Genomic DNA, 20906 nt, shown 5'->3' with positions numbered 1-20906 from the left:
CATATTCATTTATTAATAAACCTCCATTGTATCAATAAAAAAAAATCATATGTCATATCTTCACGGAGTTTAAAATGAACACATGCAGTAAATGCGGTAACCAGCAGATCATAATCCAAAAAAAACATTCCGGCCAGAATCTTTGCCAGGAATGCTTCATAGAATCCATCAACGAAAAGGTTCTAAAAGACACAAGGAAGTACAAGCTTCTAGAAAAAGGCGACAAGGTTTTAATGGCCCTATCCGGTGGAAAGGACAGTGTCGTGGCTTTACATATCCTGAACTCCCTCCGGGAGAAGAACATCATCGACATAGTCGCGGTAACCATAGATGAAGGAATAAAGGGTTACCGTGAGGAAGGAATAGAAATCGCCAAAGCTAATACCAGAACGCTGGGAATAAAGCATAGAGTTGTGAGTTTCAAGGAATACTTCGGCCGGACCTTGGATGAGATGATGGGCCAGGATGATACAAGGCAGGATGATACAAGGCAGGATGATACAAGACGCCAGGGTGATACTGAGCCAAGGCACGCCTGCACCTACTGCGGAGTATTCCGCCGTTGGATCTTAAACCGGGTGGCCCAGGAAGAAGGGGCCACCAAGATAGCAACCGGCCATAACCTGGACGATGAGACCCAGTCCATACTCATGAACTACCTGGAAGGGAACATCAACAACCTCATCCGCATCGGACCCAAATCAGAGTCCCGGGATGAAAGGTTCACCGTGAAAATCAAACCATTACGGGAGATACCTGAAAAGGAGATAGGGCTTTATGCCATAGCAGCCGACTTAAATGTGCACCTTGCCGGATGTCCCTATGCAGGCGAGTCATTCCGGAGAGAAATAGGTGAGTTTATAAAGGAACTGTCTCGAGATCATCCCACCATCATGTATTCCACTCTACGGGGATTCGATAAGATAAAACCTATCCTAAAGAAGGAATTAACTCCCAAAGGAAACACGGGTGAATGTAGAAGATGCGGAGAGCCGTCGGCAGGAGAACTGTGTAAAGCGTGCAGCTTCTTAGAGGGATGGGAATAAATTATAATAAATAAATATTTTAGTAATAGGGGATTAATTTGGTAAATTTGAGGACAATAATATGCAGGTCAAGGTAATATTTGGAGAAGAGAACTTAACAGAAGATGTTCCTGAGGATTACACCATAAAAGAGTTCCTGAAGAAATTGGAGATACCATCAGAAACAGTGGTGGTTAAGAAAAATGAAGCGATCGTCATCGAGGAAGAGTTGATCCAGGAAGGAGACACCCTGGAGATTATAAAGGTTATATTCGGTGGTTGAAAGCCTAGGATACAGTGCCTGGAATAACCGTAGATGAAAACGTAGGGTAGGGCGTAAATGGAAAACACAGAAATCTTAGAAGAACATATATCCCGGTATTTCACCATAATAAACTACTCAACAGACCCAAAAAATCCTTATTTTATACTGGGAGATTATGATACAGACAGATTTGCCCAGCTAACCAGGGAACTGGAAGGGATAGGATACACACCATGGCTGGGGGAAGTTGAAGGAAACTACTATCTCCGATTAGGTAAATCACCCCCCAGGGGGAAATCAAGGTACCATGTCCAGATTATACTCTTCATCGTCACCATAGCAACCACCATTTTCGCTGGGTATTACTTTGGCAGTGGCAGTATCATAGACGGAATAGCCTTCTCAGCTGCCATCATGGCCATACTCGGTACCCATGAGCTCGCCCATTACTTCGCCGCCAGGAAATATGATGTAGAAGCCACTCTACCCTACTTCATACCGGCACCCACACTCATCGGGACCTTTGGAGCGGTGATAAATGTTAAATCACCCATACCCAATAAAAACGCCCTCTTTGACCTGGGGGCTAGCGGTCCCCTGGCAGGGCTTATCATCACCATCCCTGTATTATTTATTGGGATATACCTCTCCACAGTGGAGCCCTTACAGGCCGGGTCAGTCATATTCAACCCACCCTTGCTAATGAGTATTATAGCCTACATCGCAGCCCCGGTGGTCCCTGAGGGGTATATGCTCAGCATCCATCCAGTGGCCTTCGCCGGCTGGGTGGGCATAGTGATTACCATGCTCAACCTGATGCCTGTCTCCTTTTTAGATGGTGGACACATCTCCCGGTCAATTTTCAAACGGAAATTCCATAAAATCGTCTCCGTTGCAGGTATAATAGTGACTGTGATTTTAGGCTGGATACCCATGGCCGTCTTAATGGCCATCATATTGTTCCTGTCCCGGGAACACCCCGGAGCCATGGACAACGTGGGAAAATTAAGCAGAAACCGTAAAATATTATCTGTGGCACTGGTGCTGGTTTTACTGTTATGCCTGGCACCAGCCCCTTCATATATATAATATATGGTAGTCAATTTAAAATTTGAAATCTAAAGAATGTTTAAAAAGTTAATAGAGGCACGTTTTAATGAAAGTTTACTACGAATGCGCACCGTGTTTCCTCCGGCAGGCCCGGGAGGCCCTGGATATGGCGACAACAGATGATGAACTGAAACTGGAGATAATGGAAGAGCTAACCAGTATTGTAGGGAAGAATTTCCGTAAAGGAGCAGTTTCCAATAAGATAGGAACCAGAATCCACCGAACTATAAAGGAGAGGACTGGAAATGAGGATCCCTACCTGATCCAGAAGGAAAAGTGTAACCAGATAGCCCAGCAATTCTTACCGGCAATCGAAAAGCTCCTGGAAGAAGATAACTCCCTTATAAACTATCTTAAGGCAGCTATCACTGGTAATATAATAGATTTCGGTGCGTTGGGACTCGATAGGGATATAGAAGCCCTGATCACCGAGACCATGCAGAAGGACCTGGCAGTGGATCACTCTGATCTACTGGAAGAAGAGTTACAGAAAGCAGGGAAGGTCCTGTACTTGGTGGATAACATTGGGGAAATCGTCTTTGACAAGTTACTAATCGAGAAACTCAGGGAGGACTATCAGGTGGAAGTTACGGTGGCGGTGAAGGAAAAACCCATACTCAACGACGCCTGCATCCCTGATGCCCTGGAAATAGGTTTAGATGAAGTTGCTGAGTTAACAACCATAGGTACAGACTCCATAGGAGTTATTTACGAGGACTTTTCACCAGAATTTGTGGAGAGATTCCAGGAAGCGGATCTGGTAATTGCCAAGGGACTGGGTAACTATGAAGGGCTGGGCGAAATAGAACCGGGTGCTAAACCAATATTCTGTCTTTTAAATGCCAAATGCCGGCCAATAGCCCTGAATATTGGCGTGGAAGTTGGAGATAACGTTGTGTTAAAACTTTAATCTAAACAAAATGGTGGGTGAAATATGAAAGTAGGGTTTTTAGGTTTTGGAGAAGTGGCATCGACCCTTTCCGGATGGCTTAAAGATGCAGGGGTGGAAGTTTACACCTCCCTGAAAAATAGAAGCGTCAAAACACAGGTCCTGGCAGAAGATTGTGGGGTTAATACGTGTAAAGATAATAAAACCCTGGCAGAGATTTCTGATATTTTGATATCAGCTGTTACACCGGCTGAAGCTGTAAATGTGGCTAGGGAAGTGGGTAAACATGTGAAGGGAATCTACGTAGATGTAAATAACATCTCACCCGGGACAGCTAAGGAGGCACTGGGCTACATTGAAAATGGTAAAACCGTTGATGCAGCCATAATAGGGGGTATAAAGAAGGAAGGAATACAAGTGCAGATTGTAGCGTCAGGAAGTTACGCGGAACAGTTTTCCAGTCTGAAACAGTATGGACTGAATATAAAAGTGATATCTCCGGATTTAGGTAAGGCCAAAACCCTGAAGATGTTTAGAAGTTCCTATACCAAGGGCGTTTCTGCACTGTTATTTGAATCACTCTATTTAGCCTACCAGATGGGTTTGGATGAAGAATTAATGAAATGCTTAGAGAGCACCGAGTGTCCGGGTTTTAGAGAATCCACCCTTTCCCGAGTAAAAAACAGCGCCTATCATGCCCAGAGAAAATCACAGGAGATGGAAGAAGTTCTAAAATTCATGAAGGAACAAAGTCAGTTGGGATCAACAGAGGAAGATGAACATCCTTCCATGATAGAAGCTTCAGGTGAATATTTTAAATATATTTCCAGGATAATAGAGCTTGATAAAAAACCAGATAGTTTAAAAGAGCTCTTCAAATCAATTGAGGATTGAGAAATTAGTAAGAATTATCTGCTTGTAAATCAAATTATATATAGGGCTTCATTAAGGAGGTTTCCAATGGCTAAGCCGGACCTGGAGAAAATCTGTCAAGAGGATTTAGAGAAACTCATTGGTAAAAAAATCATTAGCGTAAGATTCAAATCTTATAATGAGGACTGCTGGAGAATGCACATAGATACAGATCAGGGAAGGATAGTCATGACATTCTGCAGGGATTGGCCCTGTCCTGTAGTTGAATACAGGAAACCAAAATAAAAAAATTCAGATTGATCATTAAATAAATATATTTATTAAACCTGTTCATATTGATTTTGTCTACATCTAAATTAATTATAATATTCCATTTTTTTATGAAATTTAACATCTAAGAATAGTTTTAAAATGTATTTTTAATATTAAAAAAGGTTGAGAGAAAGTAATGTGCCCAGCTATGCATTGAACGTTGCTAGGGATGCATGATATCATCCACAGTGAGACCGTTTGCTTCAAGCTTAGGTATCCATTGGGCATTGGCAATTTCTACATACATCTCCTTGGGAATATCTGGTTCAGTAAAGATGTTATCACTGGCGGTATCTGAAAGAAGCAGCTGCATGAACTGTTCTTTTCCTTTATCAGTTTTATTCCGTGCCTCTGGCGGTAGGTGGGGGGTAAAAGGACCTGCGCCTATACCAAGACCTGCTTTCCAGGGAAGACCAACTGCCTCAGCCCAGCACCGGATTCTCCCGAGTGCCCATTTGGTTTGGTATCCTTCATAGAATCCCAGATTGCAGACTGCGTACACCGATGGCTTCTTTTTGGGGGGATGGTCTTTGATAAACTCATTCAACTCTTCCAAGTACGAGACTACATGTGAAGGTAGACTGTCGAAGTAGAGGGGGAACACAAACACCAGGCGGTCACAGGAAAGGATTTGTTCAAATTTCTCAGGTTTCACTGCATTGAAGACAAAAACTTCCCCTTTGTCCCTGATTGCTTCTACCATTTCTTCAATCAGGTAAGCGGAGATGCTTCCCTTCTTTTTAGGACTACCCATAATCATGGCGAGATTTATAATATAACCTCCTTAAAGATGTCGTTGACGAAGTGCAATTCACCAGTTGTATTCTGTCCCATGTTTGCTTTATTTGCAATATAAAGCCCCTTCATCATTTCTTTTTCCAGATCAGTGATTTTTTCCCCGTAAATGTATACATCAAAATTAGGAGATCCATTCTCCCTTGAGACATGTTTTAATTCACCGTTACGTATCTCAAAAAAAGGGGTACCGTTACCGATTGAGCGGTCAAAGACGTTTTTTACAAACCGGCTATAGCCACCATATACACATCTGCTGATGACAATAATTTCTTCTCCGATAAATTGCGTTGACATATCTTGGTAGCCGTCTTTCATGATGCAATGCATCGGGGTTTTAATCCAGCAACTGAAACAACCGATACATTTTCTAATTGGACCCTTTGTTTCGGCTATTATCCTAACATCCCCTCTATCTTTTAAACTAGGAAATGCCTTAAGAAATTCTTCCGGATCCAGATCATGAACAATAACTTTCATTTTTAATCTCCCCACTTGTTTCTCTCTTTTTTTACAAAAATATCGTTTTTAGTAATTTTTATTTCATTCATAACGAAGTTAAAAATGTACGATAGTAAAAAATAAAATATTTTAATATAAATCAATTTCTATTTTCAGGGTATTTTAAGAAATCCAGCACATAGCATAATTAAAAATTATTTCTTTCAAATTGAAATTTAATAGATTTTTAGTAGTTTTAGATTCACAGGATGTAGGAGTACTGTCAGCACTATTTTGGAAAGATATATAATATTTTTTAATAAAATAATATTTAATAATTGGAGGGAGAAAATGGTAGAATCAAAGTATTATAAGGATAAGATTTGTATTGTAACTGGTGCAAATTCCGGTATTGGATATGCGTTAACTGAAGAGCTTCTAAAAAGGGGAAGTATTGTTTATATGGCAGGGCGTAATCCTGAAAAAGTTCAAAAAGCTTCAATACATCTTTCTGATTATGAAGATCGCATTCATACTGTTATAGTGGATGTAACTAAACAGGATCAGGTACAAAAGGCAATCGAAGATACTGCCGAAGAAAGTGGTAGGATTGACTTTTTATTCAACAATGCAGGAGTAGGTTTTGGTTTTCCATTTACAGCTGCCACCCTCGAGGATTGGAAAACAATAATTGATACCAATCTTTGGAGTGTTATTTATGGCGTCCATGCTGCTGTGCCTATTATGTTAAAACAGGGATCTGGTCATATTGTTAACACAGGCTCCTTTGCAGGTATTTTTCCAACTCCTTTTGAGTCACCTTATGTTCTTACAAAATTTGGGGTCACTGGCCTCACTGAAAGTTTAAGATATGAGTATAGAGATAATGGCCTCTACTTCTCAACAATATGCCCAGCTAATGTTGCAACACCCATCTTTAATAAAGGACTGGACGGCAAACCCATTGGAGATCTTAAAATCCCTGATAATGCTTACCCTGCTGACAAAGCAGCGGTAGATATTTTAAATGCTGTTGCAGAGCATAAGGGCATTATAGTTATACCAAAGGAACCTTATGAGAACTTATGGAAATGTTATGTCCTTAATAGGCCAGAAGCAGAAAGTTTTGTACGTCAAATGTCAGAATATAAAAGGGCAGCTTTTAAAGAAATTTTTCAAAAGATGGATAATCAAGACAGAGAGAAATATGAAGAATTGATAAAAATTTTATGAATTTCTCGAATGTCGAGGCAACTGCAGTAGCCCACCATATGGACTATTGGTAACATTGTAAGCTGTATTACTGAAAGAACATCCTGATATAGCTACAACAAAACACATTATAAAATTAATAAAAATAGATCGACAAATTTAAATAATTTACTGTAATGGGGGCGGTTTGATGAAAATGGACATTAATAGTCCTACAAACAGCAGGAGGGCTGAAACTAAAAATGCCATCTGCATTCCCTGAGCACTGGAATGTAATGTTATAACAGCAAGATTAGGATCATCCTTAAGGGTGCTCATGTTAGGATGTAATATTTTATCCACCCAGGAATATATATCCTGGTTCAAAGCCTGTTGATTTTGATATTGGGGATATTCAACAGGAAGTGAAGATATTATACTGAAATAAACGGCTATAAAGTAAATCAATCCAATTAGAACAGTTCCAAGTGAAGAACCCACATTATTAAAGGTGCTTTGTATACCAGAACCGTCAGCATACTGGGTCTCTTTTAAACTGTTGAGAACAATATTGTTAAGGTTGGGAAGAGCCAATCCCAGGCCTGCGCCTAAAATGAACAACCCGGGAATCAAATCATACATATTCAAGTTTATATAGTTTAAGAATGAGAAATACAACATTAAAATACCAATAATAGAAACTATAAATCCTAAGGATACCAGGTGATTTTGTTTAATGTACTGGGCTAGTTTACTTCCACTTAGTGCAAAGATCAAACTTCCTCCAGCGGCTGCCAGTAGCAATAAACCCGTCATCAGAGCATTGGCATCATATCTGGTCTGCACATAGAGGGGCGTAATGTAGAATACTCCCGCCATAATCAAAGATGTAATTAGAACGGAGATAACACCCAGTGTGAATGGACGAACCTTTAAAATATTAACATCCATAAATGATTTTTTATTTTGTTTAATAAGCTTTCTTTGATAGAAAAAGAATATTATTAGAAGTAAAAACCCAGTTAATATCATGGCTATGGCTACTGTAAATCCTACAGGATTTATGATTGTTCCTGCATAATTAACCCATGCAGCCGGAGTATTCAACTGTAATAATCCGATAACTATCAGTAAAATTCCAAATGCAGAGAGAATAACCCCTTTAATATTTATATCAGACCATTTTAAGGTGGGCTTTGATTCCAGGATGTTCTTTGATAAAAGAAGTATGATGAGAACAATTATAGCTTCCAGTGCAAAACCCCATCTCCAGGAGTAAAATGTGGTAAGGAAACCACCTAATAATGGCCCTATGGCCACTGATATGGTGAAAATTGTTGCTATAATTCCCAGTGCAAAGGTCCGCTGTTTACCAGAGTAGGTTGCAGTGGTTATTGCTGTTGTAGCAGGTAGCATTAATGCGGCTCCAAATCCCTCGATCACAGACCATCCCAGTAACAGCATACTGCTGGTAATACTGGTAGCAGCTATTATGGTCCCTATTCCATAGATTATAGCTCCAGTAAGGAATGTCTTTTTTCTACCCATCACATCCTGCAATTTTGCTCCGAAAAGTACGAAACAACCCATTATTAGGGTGTAGATGGCTATTATGGATTGTACAGATCCTAGGGTGGTGTTCAAGTCTTTTACCAGGTAAATCATAGCTACATTCATAAAAGTGCTATCCAAACCGATGATAAATAAAGATAAAGAAATGACAAAAAGGGCCATCCAACCAGTTCTTGACTTGTTTAACACTTAATCCCGCCTAAATATTATTAATAATTCTATCGATTAATTAAATTCTTTCATATTTAATATTTTCGGTTTTAAATTCTGAAAGTAGTACAGAAATAGAATTTTTTGTCTAAAATTAGACCGACCATTAATTGGGCGGGAATATCTCCAAAAGAAGGTATATAAATTTATAAAAAAAAGAAAAATGATACAAAAATAAATATCTAAGTCGCTGATAACTAGTACTTCATGATCATCTTGCTCTTCTCAATTTCTTTGGCAATTTTATCCCTTTATCAGCTAATATATCCATAAAATTTATTTTAAGAGCTTCTGTGAGCAGGCCATCATGCAGAATGGTTTTTACTGGTCTATACAAGGGTGAAATTTTTAGCCATCCAGACTTGTTTTTAAAGAAAATTTCAGAATAAGAAAAACTACTTTGTAATGGATATTCTAACCCTGAAACCTTCCTTTTTCTTTACAATCTGGGCCTTTAAGGGAATGAATTGAGAATCAACAAGAAGACGTAGATATGTTGCAAATTTAGCTGGAAGTTTGAGGGGGCTTTTTATCTTACGATCCGGAGCCCGGATCTGGCAGGCAATCGCACCCCGCTTGTCCACGAATAATTCCGCCTCCATACCTGCTTTAATGGAATCCACCTCAAAGGTTCTAAGGTGCAAACCCCCATCAAGGGTGTAAAGTGGGGGATCTCTTATAGTTTTACCCTTCCGGAACATCTTATGGGCCTCTGAAGATGCTAGGCCTTCATTGGCCTTTGAAGCAACGAACCAGGCCCTTTCAATTACTTTACCAGTGGTCATGTCCGGGGGGATGATTCCTTCCTTCTCGTAATCCCTGATTAACTGGAAGACTTCCTGTTTGGTTACATCTTCTTCCGCGGCACTTGTGGCCAGTCTGCTTAAAACAGGACCGTAACCTGCTTTCCTTAGAGATGCCCAGATCTGGTTTTCCAGTCTGTACTTCCTGCCTTTAACCAGTTCATCAGCTGCATCAGCATTGATATGGGCAATATTTAGAAGTTTAGACCGTGAATAATTATTTAATCTCTGTGTAAGGACATCCATATTCCTTTCACCAGGTAGATGGTGGTTTTCAAATTCTTGCTCCAGGATTTCCACAGTAGAATCCGGTAAAAGACGTTTAATATTTTTAGGTATTGTTAACTGATTTCTCAGTATCTCCTGGCGGATATTCCGTCCAGAGATCTTCTCCCCATCCATCTTATACTCGGGGATTATGTGAAACTTCATCTTCCTGTGATATTTCTTGTAAAGGAAATCGTTCACTGCAAACCATCTGATTACATTCCTGTTTGGCAGGTTACGGGGAATACCACTGAATATCCCCTTCCTGGCGTATTCTGCTGAGAGTTTTTCCACCCGGGGGGTTGAAATATCAGCTGCATCAACATAATCCCTTACCCCGTCTTCGATCATCATGGCTATCCTGATGGGCACGGTGTATGCCAGAGTTAATCTGTGGTGCAGACCTTCAATGGGAACTATCTTATCGGCACCAGCTTCCAAGGCCATCCGGGATCTGGCTTCAAAACTAGAAAAGAATGGGGCGTGGTTGGCACTGTAACCTTTGTTGAGGTAGATTACAACTTCACTTCCCTTTTTATCTGCTAGCTCACGGGCTTTTTCTATCAACTTCGCATGGCCTTTGTGGACCGGGTCGAAGTCTGCGCTTATTCCAATCATATTTTTGAGATTAAAATTAGATTTTATCACTTAAAAGGGTGTTTGATCTTGATAAATCAGAATATTCAACATCTGCTTCCCATTTCACCTTACATTCACAATCAAACTCATCAGGAATAGACTGATCAAGGTTAGACTCGATTATTAAATTTTTAAGTTTCTTATTACATTTCTTACAATTAAAAGGCCCTCTCCTTGTCCCAAAACCAGAGGTATCCATTATCACTGGGATTTTAATGGAACTTCGGACTCTTTTAATTATCTCTAGAATACTCCAAATCCACGGAGGCTGGTATGAACCTCTGCGCCAGAGAACTTCCATCAAAGTTCCCTTATGAATAGTGGCAGGACAAAAAGATATCCGATCAACACCAACTTCTACAGCGTATTCAGCAGAGGCAACAGCATCTTCAATAGCATCTTTTTCAGAGGTTAGAATTGGTTTAACAAATAAGTATGCCTTAGATGTTACTTTATAATCTGATTTCAGACTTTTAACTACATTAACAGCCCTTTCAAAGTCTTCATTGGAAAATCCCTTGTTTATCTTATATTCTTTGATGTAATCGCTGCTGCTCTCGAGTCCAATACTTACTTCAAATATCTTATCTGGTATCAGGCTGCAGCAGGCTTTCATTACCTCTTCATTAACGTATTCTGGCCTGGATTCAACCACCACTTCCTCCACGTTTTCTTCCTTATTTAGGAGTTTCAGGATTTCATCCCGGGCTTCCCGGGGAATTTCATCTTCGTTGAGGAAACTCCCCGAGACAAAGATTTTAACCACGGTTTTAGGTTTAATTTCATGCCTTTCAATTGAATTTTTAAATATATCAATTAATTCATCAGAAGAAACCTTTTCAAGGGGCGAATCAGCGATATAACTGCACATAGTGCACCCACCAGACTCAGAAAGTGCATGGGCACATCCCGTAGTTGGTAAAATAATAAAAATGGCGTTTCCTTTCCCGGAGTAAAGCAGGTCTTCTCCGAACCAACTGGCTGATAGTTCTCGTGGTGATTTTTTATCTATCTTTCTCAGGGATTTTTCCCGGATTTCATGGGTCAGTTCTTTAATTTTCATGATTTAGTCCTGTAAAAAATTAGTAAATCTTGTTATAAGCTATAGTTGTATAACTATAAAAATTACTGGATAAAAAAATATAATGAGTGCCAGTTGATATTGGTTGGAGTTATTTAAAAAATGAAAATAATCTGGTTTTTAAACAAATAGATAGATTGATATCTTTGAAACCCTACTTTTATATCAGGTGGATATATGATCGAAATAGAATTTGATTCAGTAGAAGACGCAACAGAGGCTGTGAGGGAACTTCACTATTTGGGAAGGGCTAAAATAGAAAAAAAAATTCACCATGATGTTTCAAAGCATTATTATCTAAATTCAGCATATGAAAAGGCTTTGGATGAATTAAAAAATGCTGAAAAGATATTTGAAACTAATAAGGAATATAGAAATAATGTATATGTTGAAGAAAATCCTGCGGATTATTTGTACATCGCATTAACTGTTTTAAAAAAGCTTTTTGAAAGTGGAAAATTTAAAGAACTGGTAAATAAAAATCCCAGTGAAGCTGAGGATAGACTTTTCGAAATTGACGCAGAAATGGATTTAAATGAAAAATTTAGAGATATAAAGGTATTAAAGGAAGAAACCAATGAAATATTTCAAAAAGTTTTAGATTCTGAAATATTTCAAAAGCCGGATGATGAAAACGATACAAAAGAGTCAGATTTGCCAATATCAAATAAACCAGATGAACATGGACCTGATGATTCATTTCAAGGAGATTCTGATGATCCTAATGATATTGTAAACTCTAAGTATCCCGGAGATAACTTTGCTAAATTGCTTGATTTCAACTGGAAAAGACAGTTCTTAATCACTCCTATAATAGAAAGTGTTAATTTTCACAGCGATTCTGAGGATCCCTATGCCAGATTTATGTATGGCGTGTATCTGAATGTTACTCACGCGGAGGATCTATTTTTTGGTGCTGATTTCAGATTGAAATTTGCATCCAATATCTATGTAACATATAATTTAAATTTGGGCTTGGAATTCATTTTACAGAAGAATGATTTAATAGATTCTCTTTCCGAATTACCTGTGGTAAATGAGGATGTTATTGAAGAGATTCAGATGGTTTCAGTAATTGCAGATGGAATTCTGTCAACCCTTGAGAAGCATAGGAAAGTTAAATACAGGAAATTTATTTTTGATGCAACTGAACTGTTTAACGATAAAATTTTTAATTATGATGAACTTGATGTTGAATTCAGTCTTGATTCTGACTTTGTAGAGCTTATTATTAAAGACCTGGCTAGAATTGGACTTATTAAAACAAAAGGAAAGAAAATAATAAGATATACCATGGATTAGACTCAATAAACTATATTATTACAGTGGTATTTTATTTACTTGCACATATGTCATCTATTTTACCCCGGAACTGACTCATATAAAGGTCGTAGTAGAACCCCTTCATATCCAGTAGTTCCTGGTGGCTGCCTCTTTCTATTATCTCTCCATCGTTGATCACGAGTATCTGGTCAGAGTTTTGTATGGTTGATAGTCGGTGGGCGATTATAAACGATGTTTTGCCTTCTTGTAGTTTGAGTAGGCCTTCTTGGATGAGTTTCTCGGTCCGGGTGTCTACGTTACTCGTGGCCTCGTCTAAGATGAGCATGCGTGGGTCGGCTACCATTGCCCGGGCGATTGTGAGCATCTGTCGCTGTCCCTGGCTTAAGTCAGCTCCCCCAGCCCGTAGTATGGTATCATATCCCTGGGGCTGTCTCATTATGAAGTCGTGGGCGTTGGCCTGTTTTGCCGCGTGGATACATTCCTCATCGGTGGCTCCTTCTCTGGCGTACCTGAGGTTGTTCATGATGGTATCGGTGAAGAGGAATGGTTCCTGGAGTACCTGTGCTATCTGGATCCGGAGGGTGTCCTGCTGGACTTCATCGACGCGGTGGTCGTCTACCCTTATTTCGCCGGAATCTATGTCGTAGTACCTGGTGAGGATGTTCATGATGGTACTTTTTCCTGCCCCGGTGGGTCCGCAGAGGCCTATGATTTGGCCGGGGTTGGCAGTGAAGCTGTTGTTTTTAAGTATCTTATGGCCGGACACGTAGCTGAAATCAACATCTATAAATTCCACATGGCCTTCTACTGGGGGCATTGGTGGGCCGTCTTCTTTATCAGGTAATTCTGTTTCTTCATCCATTATCTGGAACACTCTGCCGGCACCTACTACTGCTGATATGATCTGGTTGTAGAAGGCGAATATCTGAGTTAAAGGCTGCATCAAAACTGAGCTAAAACCGATAAAGGCTACTAAATCCCCGAAGGCGGCCTGTTGCTGGAGCACCAGGTATCCGCCCACTACGAATATTATGATGTTCTGCAGGTTTTGGAAAACCAGGGCAACCGCGGTATTGGCCATGGAAGAAAGCTGTGCCTTTTCACCTATTTCATCTGCATTTTGGCTCATCTTATCAAATTTTTGTATGAATGGCCACTGTTGATTGAAGGCCACCACTGTTTTCTGGCCGGACATCCTTTCCTCGGCATATCCGTTAAGTTCGGCCATCTGCTCCTGCAAGAGTCCGAAGGCTTCTCCAGCTATCCTGGCCAGAAGCCCTGAAATGGCCAGCATACCCAGGATAGTTATAAAAGTTAGGATGGTGAAGTAGGGGTTTATGAGTATCATGAAGATGGTGGCTATGATGATGGTAATCATCCCCTGAAGCACGTTCATAAAGCTTACACTTAAGAACTGGTCCACTAAGTCTAAATCGTTGGTTACATTGCTCATTAATTCCCCTATCGGTCGTTTATCGAAAAAGTTGAGGGAGGACTTTTGTATCTTACTGAAAAGTTCCGTTCTTAGATTATAAAGTGATTTCTGAGCTATAACTGCCAGTATCCTCTGAGATACATTTCCAAAAACCCAGAACAATATTACAACACCAATTAAGACGAGGATTGTATTTTGAAGCTCTGTTAGTGACCCTGAACTTCCGGAAAGAATGTTCATAAGTACTCCGGATATGGTGGGGATGATGGCTAGCATGATGGAATATCCCAGCATAATGGCAATCATCAACGTGAAACGAACCTTGTAACGGGTGAGATAACCTAGAAGTCTCTTTAAATTGGTCATCATGCCTTTAGGTTTTGCTTCTTTGTTATTGTTGTTCATCCTACCACCCCCTGTCCCTGAACTTCAACACCAAACTGAGAAGCATATATGTCATGATAGAGTTTGTTAGACTCTAAAAGTTCTTCATGACTTCCTACGGCAGTTATTTCACCGTTATCCATTAACACTATTTTGTCTGCGGTGATAACTGCACTTATACGCTGGGCCACTATGATCTGGGTTGTGCCCTTCATTAAGTCCCGTATAGAGTCCTGGATGCGGGCTTCGGTGGCCACATCAACGGCACTGGTAGAATCATCTAAGATAAGAATTTTAGGATTTATCATAAGGGTCCTGGCTATGGAAAGTCTTTGACGCTGTCCACCAGATAAGTCTGCGCCTCCTCGAGCTATAACGCTATCATATTTTTGAGGCATGGCGTTTACAAATTCATGGGCATCTGCAGCTTCAGCTGCCCGTACCATGGCATCATAACTGGAATCTATAGGTCCTGGAAATAGATTGTCACGATTGATATGGACACCAAAATCTAGAGCAGCCTGTGCCACGGCATCGACATCCATAACTCCTGAAATTAAATTGTCACGGATGGTACCCGAGAAGAAGTTACTGCCCTGGAGGCAAACAGCGGCAACGTAACGGAGGGTTTCCAGTGGCATTTCACGCACATCAATCCCATCTATTGTTATTTCACCCTCGGTTACATCATAAAAACGTGGTATAAGATTCACCAGTGTTGATTTTCCAGAACCGGTTGCCCCTAAAATTCCAACAACCTCTCCTGGTTCGATGTTAAGATTTATATTTTTTAAGGCCATGGTGGGTTGATTTTCATCTTTAACAGGATATCTAAAACTCACGTTTTTGAAGGTTACACCACCCTTTACTTATCGGTGTCAACTGGGTTTACGTTTTCTACGTTTACAATATCAGTTTCTTCATTTATTATTTCGTAAACACGTCCTAGAGAAGATATGGCAGCGGTGAGGAAGGGGATCATGTATCCTAAAGTTGTAATGGGAATTAATGCCATGATTAAATATGTCATGGCAGCGGTTACACCACCCAGGGTTAAACCAGTGCCTTGAAGCAATCCTGTTCCTCCAATATATAATATTCCCGCTGAACCCAGGTAAACCAGCATCATAAGGGTGGGTGTAATGAAAGCATAGTAATATTGAGGTTTTAAGGCAGATTCACGAAGTTCCTCTGATGCTTGTTGGAAACGCTGATTTTCAAGATCCTGTCTTACAAAGGCCTTCACCACTCTTACACCAGACATACTTTCCCTCAGAACCTCATTGAGCCTGTCATATTTAACCTGTTTTTTTTCATAAGCTTTAGTGGAAAACCATAAGTATACTACCAGTATTAGACATTCTACAACAACTAAAATCGCAGCTACCCACATAAGCCCGGGAGCTGTAATATAAAGGAAAAACAGTGACACTATTAAGAGTAGAGGGGACTTGAACACGTTGAGTAATGTCTGCTGGATCCCGATTTTTATGTTCTGGATATCGGTGGTTAAACGTACCAGAAGATCACTGGAACTGTATTTATCCAGACCACCGAAGGAGAATGATTGAATATGGGCAAATGCTCCACTTCGCAGTCCATGGCAGCTTCTCTCTGAAAAGGAAACGGCAATAGCTACATTTAAAAATTCACAGATCCCTACGATAACCGCCATGATAAGCATATAAATACCATACCTTACCATGACATCACTGTTCCCCGCTGTTATACCATCATTTATCAAAAAGGAACTGAAGTAAGGTATTAAAAGTGTTCCAGAGACACTTATCACCACTAAAAACAATGAAAAAACCAGCCACCTATAGGAACCCTTCCAATCCCTGAATAATAATTTCACTACTTCTAAGCTTTCCACGGAAATATTCCCCTATTATCAATATTATTAATTTTTACTCCCAACAATTGTAAGCTTGCTTAAGACACCTATATTTTTTCTAAATTATGATTTGGATTTTTTCAGAGAGCTAATAAATTTTAGAAAGTTAAATAAACCGGCCCTCTTTTTCAAATTTTATCCGGTGGTCGTGGGCATGTTTTAGGAGGAATTCTTCCACCTGCTCATTTCCCAGGATGTATCCCCCATATATATCGCTATTAGGCTGTTCAGGTACTATTATCCGCCCGTGACCTTCACTAACCTTATCAAGACTGTAAGCTACTGCTTCATCCACAGGATATGCTCCTTCCGGGATTTCCGCACCACCACCCTCACTACCAACTATCTTACTGAATATGGGGGTGGCGATGTCACCAGGGCATATCACGGAAAAACTGATCCCTTTCTCAGCATACTCGTATCGTAAACTTTCAGAAAGACCTACCACAGCATACTTAGTAGCGTCGTAGATAACCTGCATGGGATAAGGAACTAAACCCGCAAGTGATGATGTGTTAACTATATGGCCAGATCCCTGTTTGAGCATGATGGGCACGGCGGTGTGTACTCCGTAGATAACACTCCACAGGTTGACGTCTATGATCCTTTTCCAATCATCCAGAGTAGCTGTCTCAAATGGCATGGTACCGCCTATTCCTGCATTGTTAAATAAGAAATCCAGCCTACCTGCTTCCTCTGCTGTATCCTCTATAGCCTTTTGCACCTGTTTCTGGATTGTAACATCCACGATGATGGTGTGGATTTGATCACTGTAATTGGAGAGCTGTTCGGCAGCTTTTTAAACCTTTTCTGGGTTGCGCCCGGCCATATATACTATGGCTCCCCTTTTTAAGAGTTCTTCGGTCAGTGCATATCCGATACCTGAATTAGCACCGGTTACTATACAAATCTTGTCTTTAAAGTATTCTATATTGGTCATATTATCCTCTTTTAAGATCACTTGAAGAAATAAAAAATAAGAGGGGTTATTTCCTCCTCGCCAGTCCTAACCCACCTATAAGCAGTATTAAAGCCGTTAACAGGTAGGTTACTGGTGTTCCTGTGTTTTTCATACCTATGACATCAGTGGGTGCTTCCAGGATGGTTACGAAGGTCTGTACTGTCTGGTAATCTGATGCAGTTACCGTGGCTATGCCTGGTCCTTCATCACCCCCTTAAGATCGCGGTGGCGAGGCCGTTGACCCAGTCTACTGTGATTATTTTGCTTCCTATGTTACCCAGGTTAAAGGATCTGTTTGATGTCCTTTTTTTCATAAATTTTTCACCCCCCACTTATAGAAAGACAAGTGAGTATTAAATAGTTTATATTATTCTTATCTTCTTTTTTCCTGCTTAATCCCCTTAACTACTACAAAGGAGCCTTCTCCAAATCCTTTTTTTACAGATTCTATGTTTTTTAATTTTTCCTTTGGTTGGAACAATGTTTGTCTAAAACTAAAATCTTTAAAATTGGCTTTTTTCATAATGGATATGACTTCTTCTACTGAATAAAATGTTGCATCCTTGTAAAAGGTACTTTCATTTTTATGTTTTTCATAAAATTGCCCTAGTGGACTATTAGCATCTATAAATCCGATTATTAGACAGCCTCCAGATTTTAGAACTCTATTAACTTCTTTAAAGGCTTTTTCAACATCATCCAGAAAACATATTGTAGTAACCATTAAAACAAAATCAAATTGTGAATCTTTAAATGGAAGTAGTTCAGCAACTCCTTCAACGAATTTTATACCTCTTTTTGTTGCGATTTTTCCTAATTCTTTGGAAGGATCGAGGCCTAATTTGATGCCAAGTGGTGCTGCAAAGCGCCCACTACCTACACCAACTTCAACACCATTTTTACTTTGAGGTAACAACTCTTTAACTGCCTGCAGTTCTGATTTATAAGTAAATATGTTTTCGTCAAACCAGGCATCATATTTCAATGAATAACTTTCAAAAGGTTCTATTTTAACCATTTTATCTCTATTTCTTGTTTACAATAGGAAAATTATAATTATCTGTTTAGTTTCATAATTTATTAATCCATCTGAACTTGATCTCAGGGAGTTCAAAAAAAAAATTATTTCATTTAATATAATTATGGTCTATGAGTGATAATAGTATGTCGATAAAAAAAACCGTTCAGGGGGATGTGAACCCAATGATTTACTGTGTGGCTTGGATGTATTATGACATTCTTTAGCTATACATATCAATGGTCTTTATATCTGAATACACAACACATTCTATTACCTGAAGCTGGTGTAGGATATCCAGAAGTATCGTTTGAAATGTAGGTGATTTAATTTTTTCAAAGAAGTAAAGGTTAAATCCGTTCTAAACAAGCTTAAAAGTCATGACGACTGGTTTTTAGTAGATTATACTGTGAATCCTTTCATGGGCTGTGCTTTAAACTGTACCTATTGCTATATCCATGGTAGTGTATATGGTGGTGAGGAGACCAGTGTTCTGCAGGTGAAGACCAATGCACCGGAGGTTCTATATAAACAGCTTAAAAACCGGGCCCGTAAGGGGGAGTATGGTTTTATAGGTTTAGGATCTTCTACCGATCCTTATCCTCCCATTGAAGAGGAACTGGAGATTACCCGGGAGCTTTTGAAGATAATTTACCGTTTCAAGTTTCCAGTAAACGTCAACACCAAATCCACCCTGATCTTAAGAGATATGGAACTTTTAAAAAAGATAGATGAAAAGGCGGTTCTGCCTAAGAGATTCCAGGGTAAATTGGACCACGGGATGATAGTTTCTTTCTCATTTTCTACGGTAGATCCGGTTCTGGTTGATATCTTCGAACCAGGGGCTTCTACTGTAGAAGAAAGGTTCGGGGCCATGAAGAAGTTCAGTGATGAGGGGTTCCTGGTGGGTGCCAATCTCATGCCAGTGCTCCCATTTTTATCGGATTCAGAAGAGCACCTGGATGAAGCGATTGGTAAGATAAAGGAATATGGGGCTAATTTTGTATTGGTTGCTGGTTTAACATTATTTGGGGACAAACCAAAAGACTGTAAGGTTCGCTACTACAAAATCCTGGAAGAATACTTCCCTGAAGTTTTAGAAAAGACAAAAAGGATGTTCAAGGATTCGTTTGCCCCTTCCAGGGATTATCAAGCAGCTCTCCACAAAAGATCTGAGAGGATATGTAGGAAATACGATATTAAAAGTAAAATAATCTAGATTAAAGTAATAGATATAAAAAAGTAGAGATGATTAGAGTAACTATATTATAAACTAATTTTTAAATGAGATATCATGAAGATTGGATTTATTGCTATCATAATTGCAGTGATTCTGGCTGGTGTACTGGGAGCTTACCTGTTGACGTCAACTGATAATGATGCATCATCATCAGATGGCCTCAAATGGGAAACAGATTTCAATTCGGCTTTAAATACAGCCCAAAATACCAATAAATTGATTATGGTAGATGTCCATGCTCCATGGTGCGGTTACTGCAAGGAGATGGATAAAAACACCCTACAGGATGCCAGGGTAACACAGAAACTTTCAAACTATGTGCTTTTAAAAATCAACGGTGATGAAAATCCAGAATTCATGAAAAGATATCAGATCTACAGCTATCCCACTATACTAATCTTAGACTCCAGTGGAAACCTGGTAAAAACCATTTCCGGATATCAAAGTCCCGAAAACTTCGTAAAAATGATATAACTAAGTAAACAGAATATAGGATTAAAAAGATGCTTGATTATTTAATTTCTTTCTCTGCCGGAATAGTATCAGTGCTATCTCCCTGTGTTTTACCACTGATCCCAATAGTGGTGGGGCATTCTCTTTTAAGAAAGGAGCTCAGTTACACCATTTCCTTTGTCGGTGGATTTTTTTTGTTATTTGCCATCATAACCATTTTGACGGTACTTTTTACTGCGGCAATAAATCATTACTTGTTCTACTTTAGAATATTAGCATCGATCTTTCTGATTATCCTGGGAGTAGTCATCCTTTTATATCCCAACCGATTTAGCGTCGGCCATTCCACCCCTGTGGATAAAAATGTTTCAAGCTCATTTATCATAGGATTAATAACATGTTTAGCCTGGTCTCCCTGTTTTGGACCTTACATAGTGGCAGTAGCAGCTTACAGTGCATCTACTGGTGATATAATTTACAGTATTGTTAATATGCTGTTATTCTCCCTTGGATTCTCATTTACCCTGCTGATCTTGGCATTTGTACTATCAAAAATGAATTTAGAAAAAATAATAAAATATTCATCAGGGATAAGGATGTTAGCCGGTATTATAATTGTAATTGCAGGAATTTACCTGTTATCAACCCAGTTAGGAATAATATAAAAAATTATGGATTAAGAAGGTATGATGGAAAAATTCTGAATTAATTAAAAATTAGCTATTGATTTTAAAAATAAAAAGAAAAAAGAGAAGAAGTGT

General features: G+C 39.4%; 20 protein-coding genes and 1 pseudogene. 11 read left to right on the top strand and 10 right to left on the bottom strand.

Annotated elements, in window-relative coordinates; all coding sequences use genetic code 11:
* Window positions 1–74 precede the first annotated feature (74 nt).
* From HVN35_03805 to HVN35_03780, 6 genes are all read left to right on the top strand, one after another.
* Window positions 75–1046, top strand: a complete 972-nt coding sequence (locus tag HVN35_03805) for a TIGR00269 family protein (protein ID NYB51674.1) — start codon at window positions 75–77, stop codon at window positions 1044–1046.
* Window positions 1047–1107: 61 nt separating this feature from the next.
* A complete protein-coding gene (locus HVN35_03800) occupies window positions 1108–1308 on the top strand; it encodes a MoaD/ThiS family protein (protein ID NYB51673.1) in 201 nt (66 codons plus the stop codon).
* Between the two features lie 57 nt (window positions 1309–1365).
* Window positions 1366–2379, top strand: coding sequence for a site-2 protease family protein (locus tag HVN35_03795; GenBank protein NYB51672.1), 1014 nt, complete (start codon window positions 1366–1368; stop codon window positions 2377–2379).
* A gap of 67 nt (window positions 2380–2446) precedes the next feature.
* On the top strand, window positions 2447–3310 hold the full coding sequence (locus HVN35_03790; GenBank protein ID NYB51671.1) for a DUF89 domain-containing protein: 864 nt from the start codon (window positions 2447–2449) through the stop codon (window positions 3308–3310).
* Between the two features lie 24 nt (window positions 3311–3334).
* Window positions 3335–4183, top strand: a complete 849-nt coding sequence (locus HVN35_03785; GenBank protein NYB51670.1) for an NAD(P)-dependent oxidoreductase — start codon at window positions 3335–3337, stop codon at window positions 4181–4183.
* 66 nt (window positions 4184–4249) lie between these two features.
* Window positions 4250–4447 carry a hypothetical protein gene (locus HVN35_03780; protein ID NYB51669.1) on the top strand — a complete coding sequence of 66 codons (198 nt, stop codon included), beginning with the start codon at window positions 4250–4252 and terminating at the stop codon, window positions 4445–4447.
* A 190-nt stretch (window positions 4448–4637) separates the two neighbouring features.
* Here the strand turns inward: HVN35_03780 and HVN35_03775 are convergent, their stop codons facing one another.
* On the bottom strand, window positions 4638–5234 hold the full coding sequence (locus HVN35_03775) for a hypothetical protein (GenBank protein ID NYB51668.1): 597 nt from the start codon (window positions 5232–5234) through the stop codon (window positions 4638–4640).
* Between the two features lie 8 nt (window positions 5235–5242).
* Window positions 5243–5749: a flavodoxin family protein gene (locus HVN35_03770; GenBank protein NYB51667.1), complete on the bottom strand. Its 507-nt coding sequence runs from the start codon at window positions 5747–5749 to the stop codon at window positions 5243–5245.
* A 312-nt stretch (window positions 5750–6061) separates the two neighbouring features.
* Here HVN35_03770 and HVN35_03765 point away from each other — a divergent pair, with 312 nt between their 5' ends.
* Window positions 6062–6943: an SDR family oxidoreductase gene (locus HVN35_03765; GenBank protein NYB51666.1), complete on the top strand. Its 882-nt coding sequence runs from the start codon at window positions 6062–6064 to the stop codon at window positions 6941–6943.
* Between the two features lie 147 nt (window positions 6944–7090).
* On the opposite strand, the gene HVN35_03760 is transcribed toward HVN35_03765, so the two are convergent.
* The 3 genes from HVN35_03760 to HVN35_03750 all read right to left on the bottom strand — a co-directional run bounded on the left by HVN35_03760 (window position 7091) and on the right by HVN35_03750 (window position 11455).
* On the bottom strand, window positions 7091–8662 hold the full coding sequence (locus HVN35_03760) for an MFS transporter (protein NYB51665.1): 1572 nt from the start codon (window positions 8660–8662) through the stop codon (window positions 7091–7093).
* Window positions 8663–9078: 416 nt separating this feature from the next.
* Window positions 9079–10371: a nucleotidyltransferase family protein gene (locus HVN35_03755; protein NYB51664.1), complete on the bottom strand. Its 1293-nt coding sequence runs from the start codon at window positions 10369–10371 to the stop codon at window positions 9079–9081.
* 16 nt (window positions 10372–10387) lie between these two features.
* Window positions 10388–11455, bottom strand: a complete 1068-nt coding sequence (locus HVN35_03750; GenBank protein NYB51663.1) for an archaeosine biosynthesis radical SAM protein RaSEA — start codon at window positions 11453–11455, stop codon at window positions 10388–10390.
* Window positions 11456–11650: 195 nt separating this feature from the next.
* On the opposite strand from HVN35_03750, the gene HVN35_03745 reads away from it, so the two are divergent.
* Window positions 11651–12775, top strand: a complete 1125-nt coding sequence (locus tag HVN35_03745; GenBank protein NYB51662.1) for a hypothetical protein — start codon at window positions 11651–11653, stop codon at window positions 12773–12775.
* A gap of 31 nt (window positions 12776–12806) precedes the next feature.
* On the opposite strand, the gene HVN35_03740 is transcribed toward HVN35_03745, so the two are convergent.
* From HVN35_03740 to HVN35_03720, 5 genes and pseudogenes are all read right to left on the bottom strand, one after another.
* Complete coding sequence (locus tag HVN35_03740; protein NYB51661.1) at window positions 12807–14597, bottom strand: ABC transporter ATP-binding protein; 1791 nt, start codon at window positions 14595–14597, stop codon at window positions 12807–12809.
* Window positions 14594–15418: an ATP-binding cassette domain-containing protein gene (locus tag HVN35_03735; GenBank protein NYB51660.1), complete on the bottom strand. Its 825-nt coding sequence runs from the start codon at window positions 15416–15418 to the stop codon at window positions 14594–14596. The genes HVN35_03740 and HVN35_03735 overlap by 4 nt, the downstream gene beginning before the upstream one ends.
* Before the next feature lie 23 nt (window positions 15419–15441).
* Window positions 15442–16452 (bottom strand): ABC transporter ATP-binding protein, encoded by a 1011-nt coding sequence (locus tag HVN35_03730; protein NYB51659.1) that lies wholly within the window; start codon window positions 16450–16452, stop codon window positions 15442–15444.
* A 127-nt stretch (window positions 16453–16579) separates the two neighbouring features.
* Window positions 16580–17413 (bottom strand): annotated as a pseudogene (locus HVN35_03725) (SDR family oxidoreductase).
* Between the two features lie 394 nt (window positions 17414–17807).
* Window positions 17808–18452 carry a class I SAM-dependent methyltransferase gene (locus tag HVN35_03720; GenBank protein ID NYB51658.1) on the bottom strand — a complete coding sequence of 215 codons (645 nt, stop codon included), beginning with the start codon at window positions 18450–18452 and terminating at the stop codon, window positions 17808–17810.
* Window positions 18453–18873: 421 nt separating this feature from the next.
* Here HVN35_03720 and HVN35_03715 point away from each other — a divergent pair, with 421 nt between their 5' ends.
* From HVN35_03715 to HVN35_03705, 3 genes are all read left to right on the top strand, one after another.
* Window positions 18874–19671 carry a radical SAM protein gene (locus tag HVN35_03715; GenBank protein ID NYB51657.1) on the top strand — a complete coding sequence of 266 codons (798 nt, stop codon included), beginning with the start codon at window positions 18874–18876 and terminating at the stop codon, window positions 19669–19671.
* A 75-nt stretch (window positions 19672–19746) separates the two neighbouring features.
* Window positions 19747–20166 (top strand): thioredoxin family protein, encoded by a 420-nt coding sequence (locus tag HVN35_03710; protein ID NYB51656.1) that lies wholly within the window; start codon window positions 19747–19749, stop codon window positions 20164–20166.
* 29 nt (window positions 20167–20195) lie between these two features.
* Window positions 20196–20810, top strand: a complete 615-nt coding sequence (locus HVN35_03705; GenBank protein ID NYB51655.1) for a cytochrome c biogenesis protein CcdA — start codon at window positions 20196–20198, stop codon at window positions 20808–20810.
* Window positions 20811–20906 lie beyond the last annotated feature (96 nt).

The organism is Methanobacteriaceae archaeon (assembly GCA_013403005.1).
Classification (GTDB): Archaea; Methanobacteriota; Methanobacteria; order Methanobacteriales; family Methanobacteriaceae; genus Methanobacterium.
Note: the sequence above shows the minus strand (reverse complement) of the source record. Positions and strands in the feature narration are given on the sequence as shown.

What these genes read in the sequence shown, in the direction of transcription:
- HVN35_03805 (NYB51674.1), top strand. Translation starts at nt 75, where the DNA reads ATGAACACATGCAGTAAATGCGGTAACCAGCAGATCATAATCCAAAAA.
- HVN35_03800 (NYB51673.1), top strand. Translation starts at nt 1,108, where the DNA reads ATGCAGGTCAAGGTAATATTTGGAGAAGAGAACTTAACAGAAGATGTT.
- HVN35_03795 (NYB51672.1), top strand. Translation starts at nt 1,366, where the DNA reads ATGGAAAACACAGAAATCTTAGAAGAACATATATCCCGGTATTTCACC.
- HVN35_03790 (NYB51671.1), top strand. Translation starts at nt 2,447, where the DNA reads ATGAAAGTTTACTACGAATGCGCACCGTGTTTCCTCCGGCAGGCCCGG.
- HVN35_03785 (NYB51670.1), top strand. Translation starts at nt 3,335, where the DNA reads ATGAAAGTAGGGTTTTTAGGTTTTGGAGAAGTGGCATCGACCCTTTCC.
- HVN35_03780 (NYB51669.1), top strand. Translation starts at nt 4,250, where the DNA reads ATGGCTAAGCCGGACCTGGAGAAAATCTGTCAAGAGGATTTAGAGAAA.
- HVN35_03775 (NYB51668.1), bottom strand. Translation starts at nt 5,234, where the DNA reads ATGATTATGGGTAGTCCTAAAAAGAAGGGAAGCATCTCCGCTTACCTG.
- HVN35_03770 (NYB51667.1), bottom strand. Translation starts at nt 5,749, where the DNA reads ATGAAAGTTATTGTTCATGATCTGGATCCGGAAGAATTTCTTAAGGCA.
- HVN35_03765 (NYB51666.1), top strand. Translation starts at nt 6,062, where the DNA reads ATGGTAGAATCAAAGTATTATAAGGATAAGATTTGTATTGTAACTGGT.
- HVN35_03755 (NYB51664.1), bottom strand. Translation starts at nt 10,371, where the DNA reads ATGATTGGAATAAGCGCAGACTTCGACCCGGTCCACAAAGGCCATGCG.
- HVN35_03750 (NYB51663.1), bottom strand. Translation starts at nt 11,455, where the DNA reads ATGAAAATTAAAGAACTGACCCATGAAATCCGGGAAAAATCCCTGAGA.
- HVN35_03745 (NYB51662.1), top strand. Translation starts at nt 11,651, where the DNA reads ATGATCGAAATAGAATTTGATTCAGTAGAAGACGCAACAGAGGCTGTG.
- HVN35_03740 (NYB51661.1), bottom strand. Translation starts at nt 14,597, where the DNA reads ATGAACAACAATAACAAAGAAGCAAAACCTAAAGGCATGATGACCAAT.
- HVN35_03720 (NYB51658.1), bottom strand. Translation starts at nt 18,452, where the DNA reads ATGGTTAAAATAGAACCTTTTGAAAGTTATTCATTGAAATATGATGCC.
- HVN35_03715 (NYB51657.1), top strand. Translation starts at nt 18,874, where the DNA reads ATGGGCTGTGCTTTAAACTGTACCTATTGCTATATCCATGGTAGTGTA.
- HVN35_03710 (NYB51656.1), top strand. Translation starts at nt 19,747, where the DNA reads ATGAAGATTGGATTTATTGCTATCATAATTGCAGTGATTCTGGCTGGT.
- HVN35_03705 (NYB51655.1), top strand. Translation starts at nt 20,196, where the DNA reads ATGCTTGATTATTTAATTTCTTTCTCTGCCGGAATAGTATCAGTGCTA.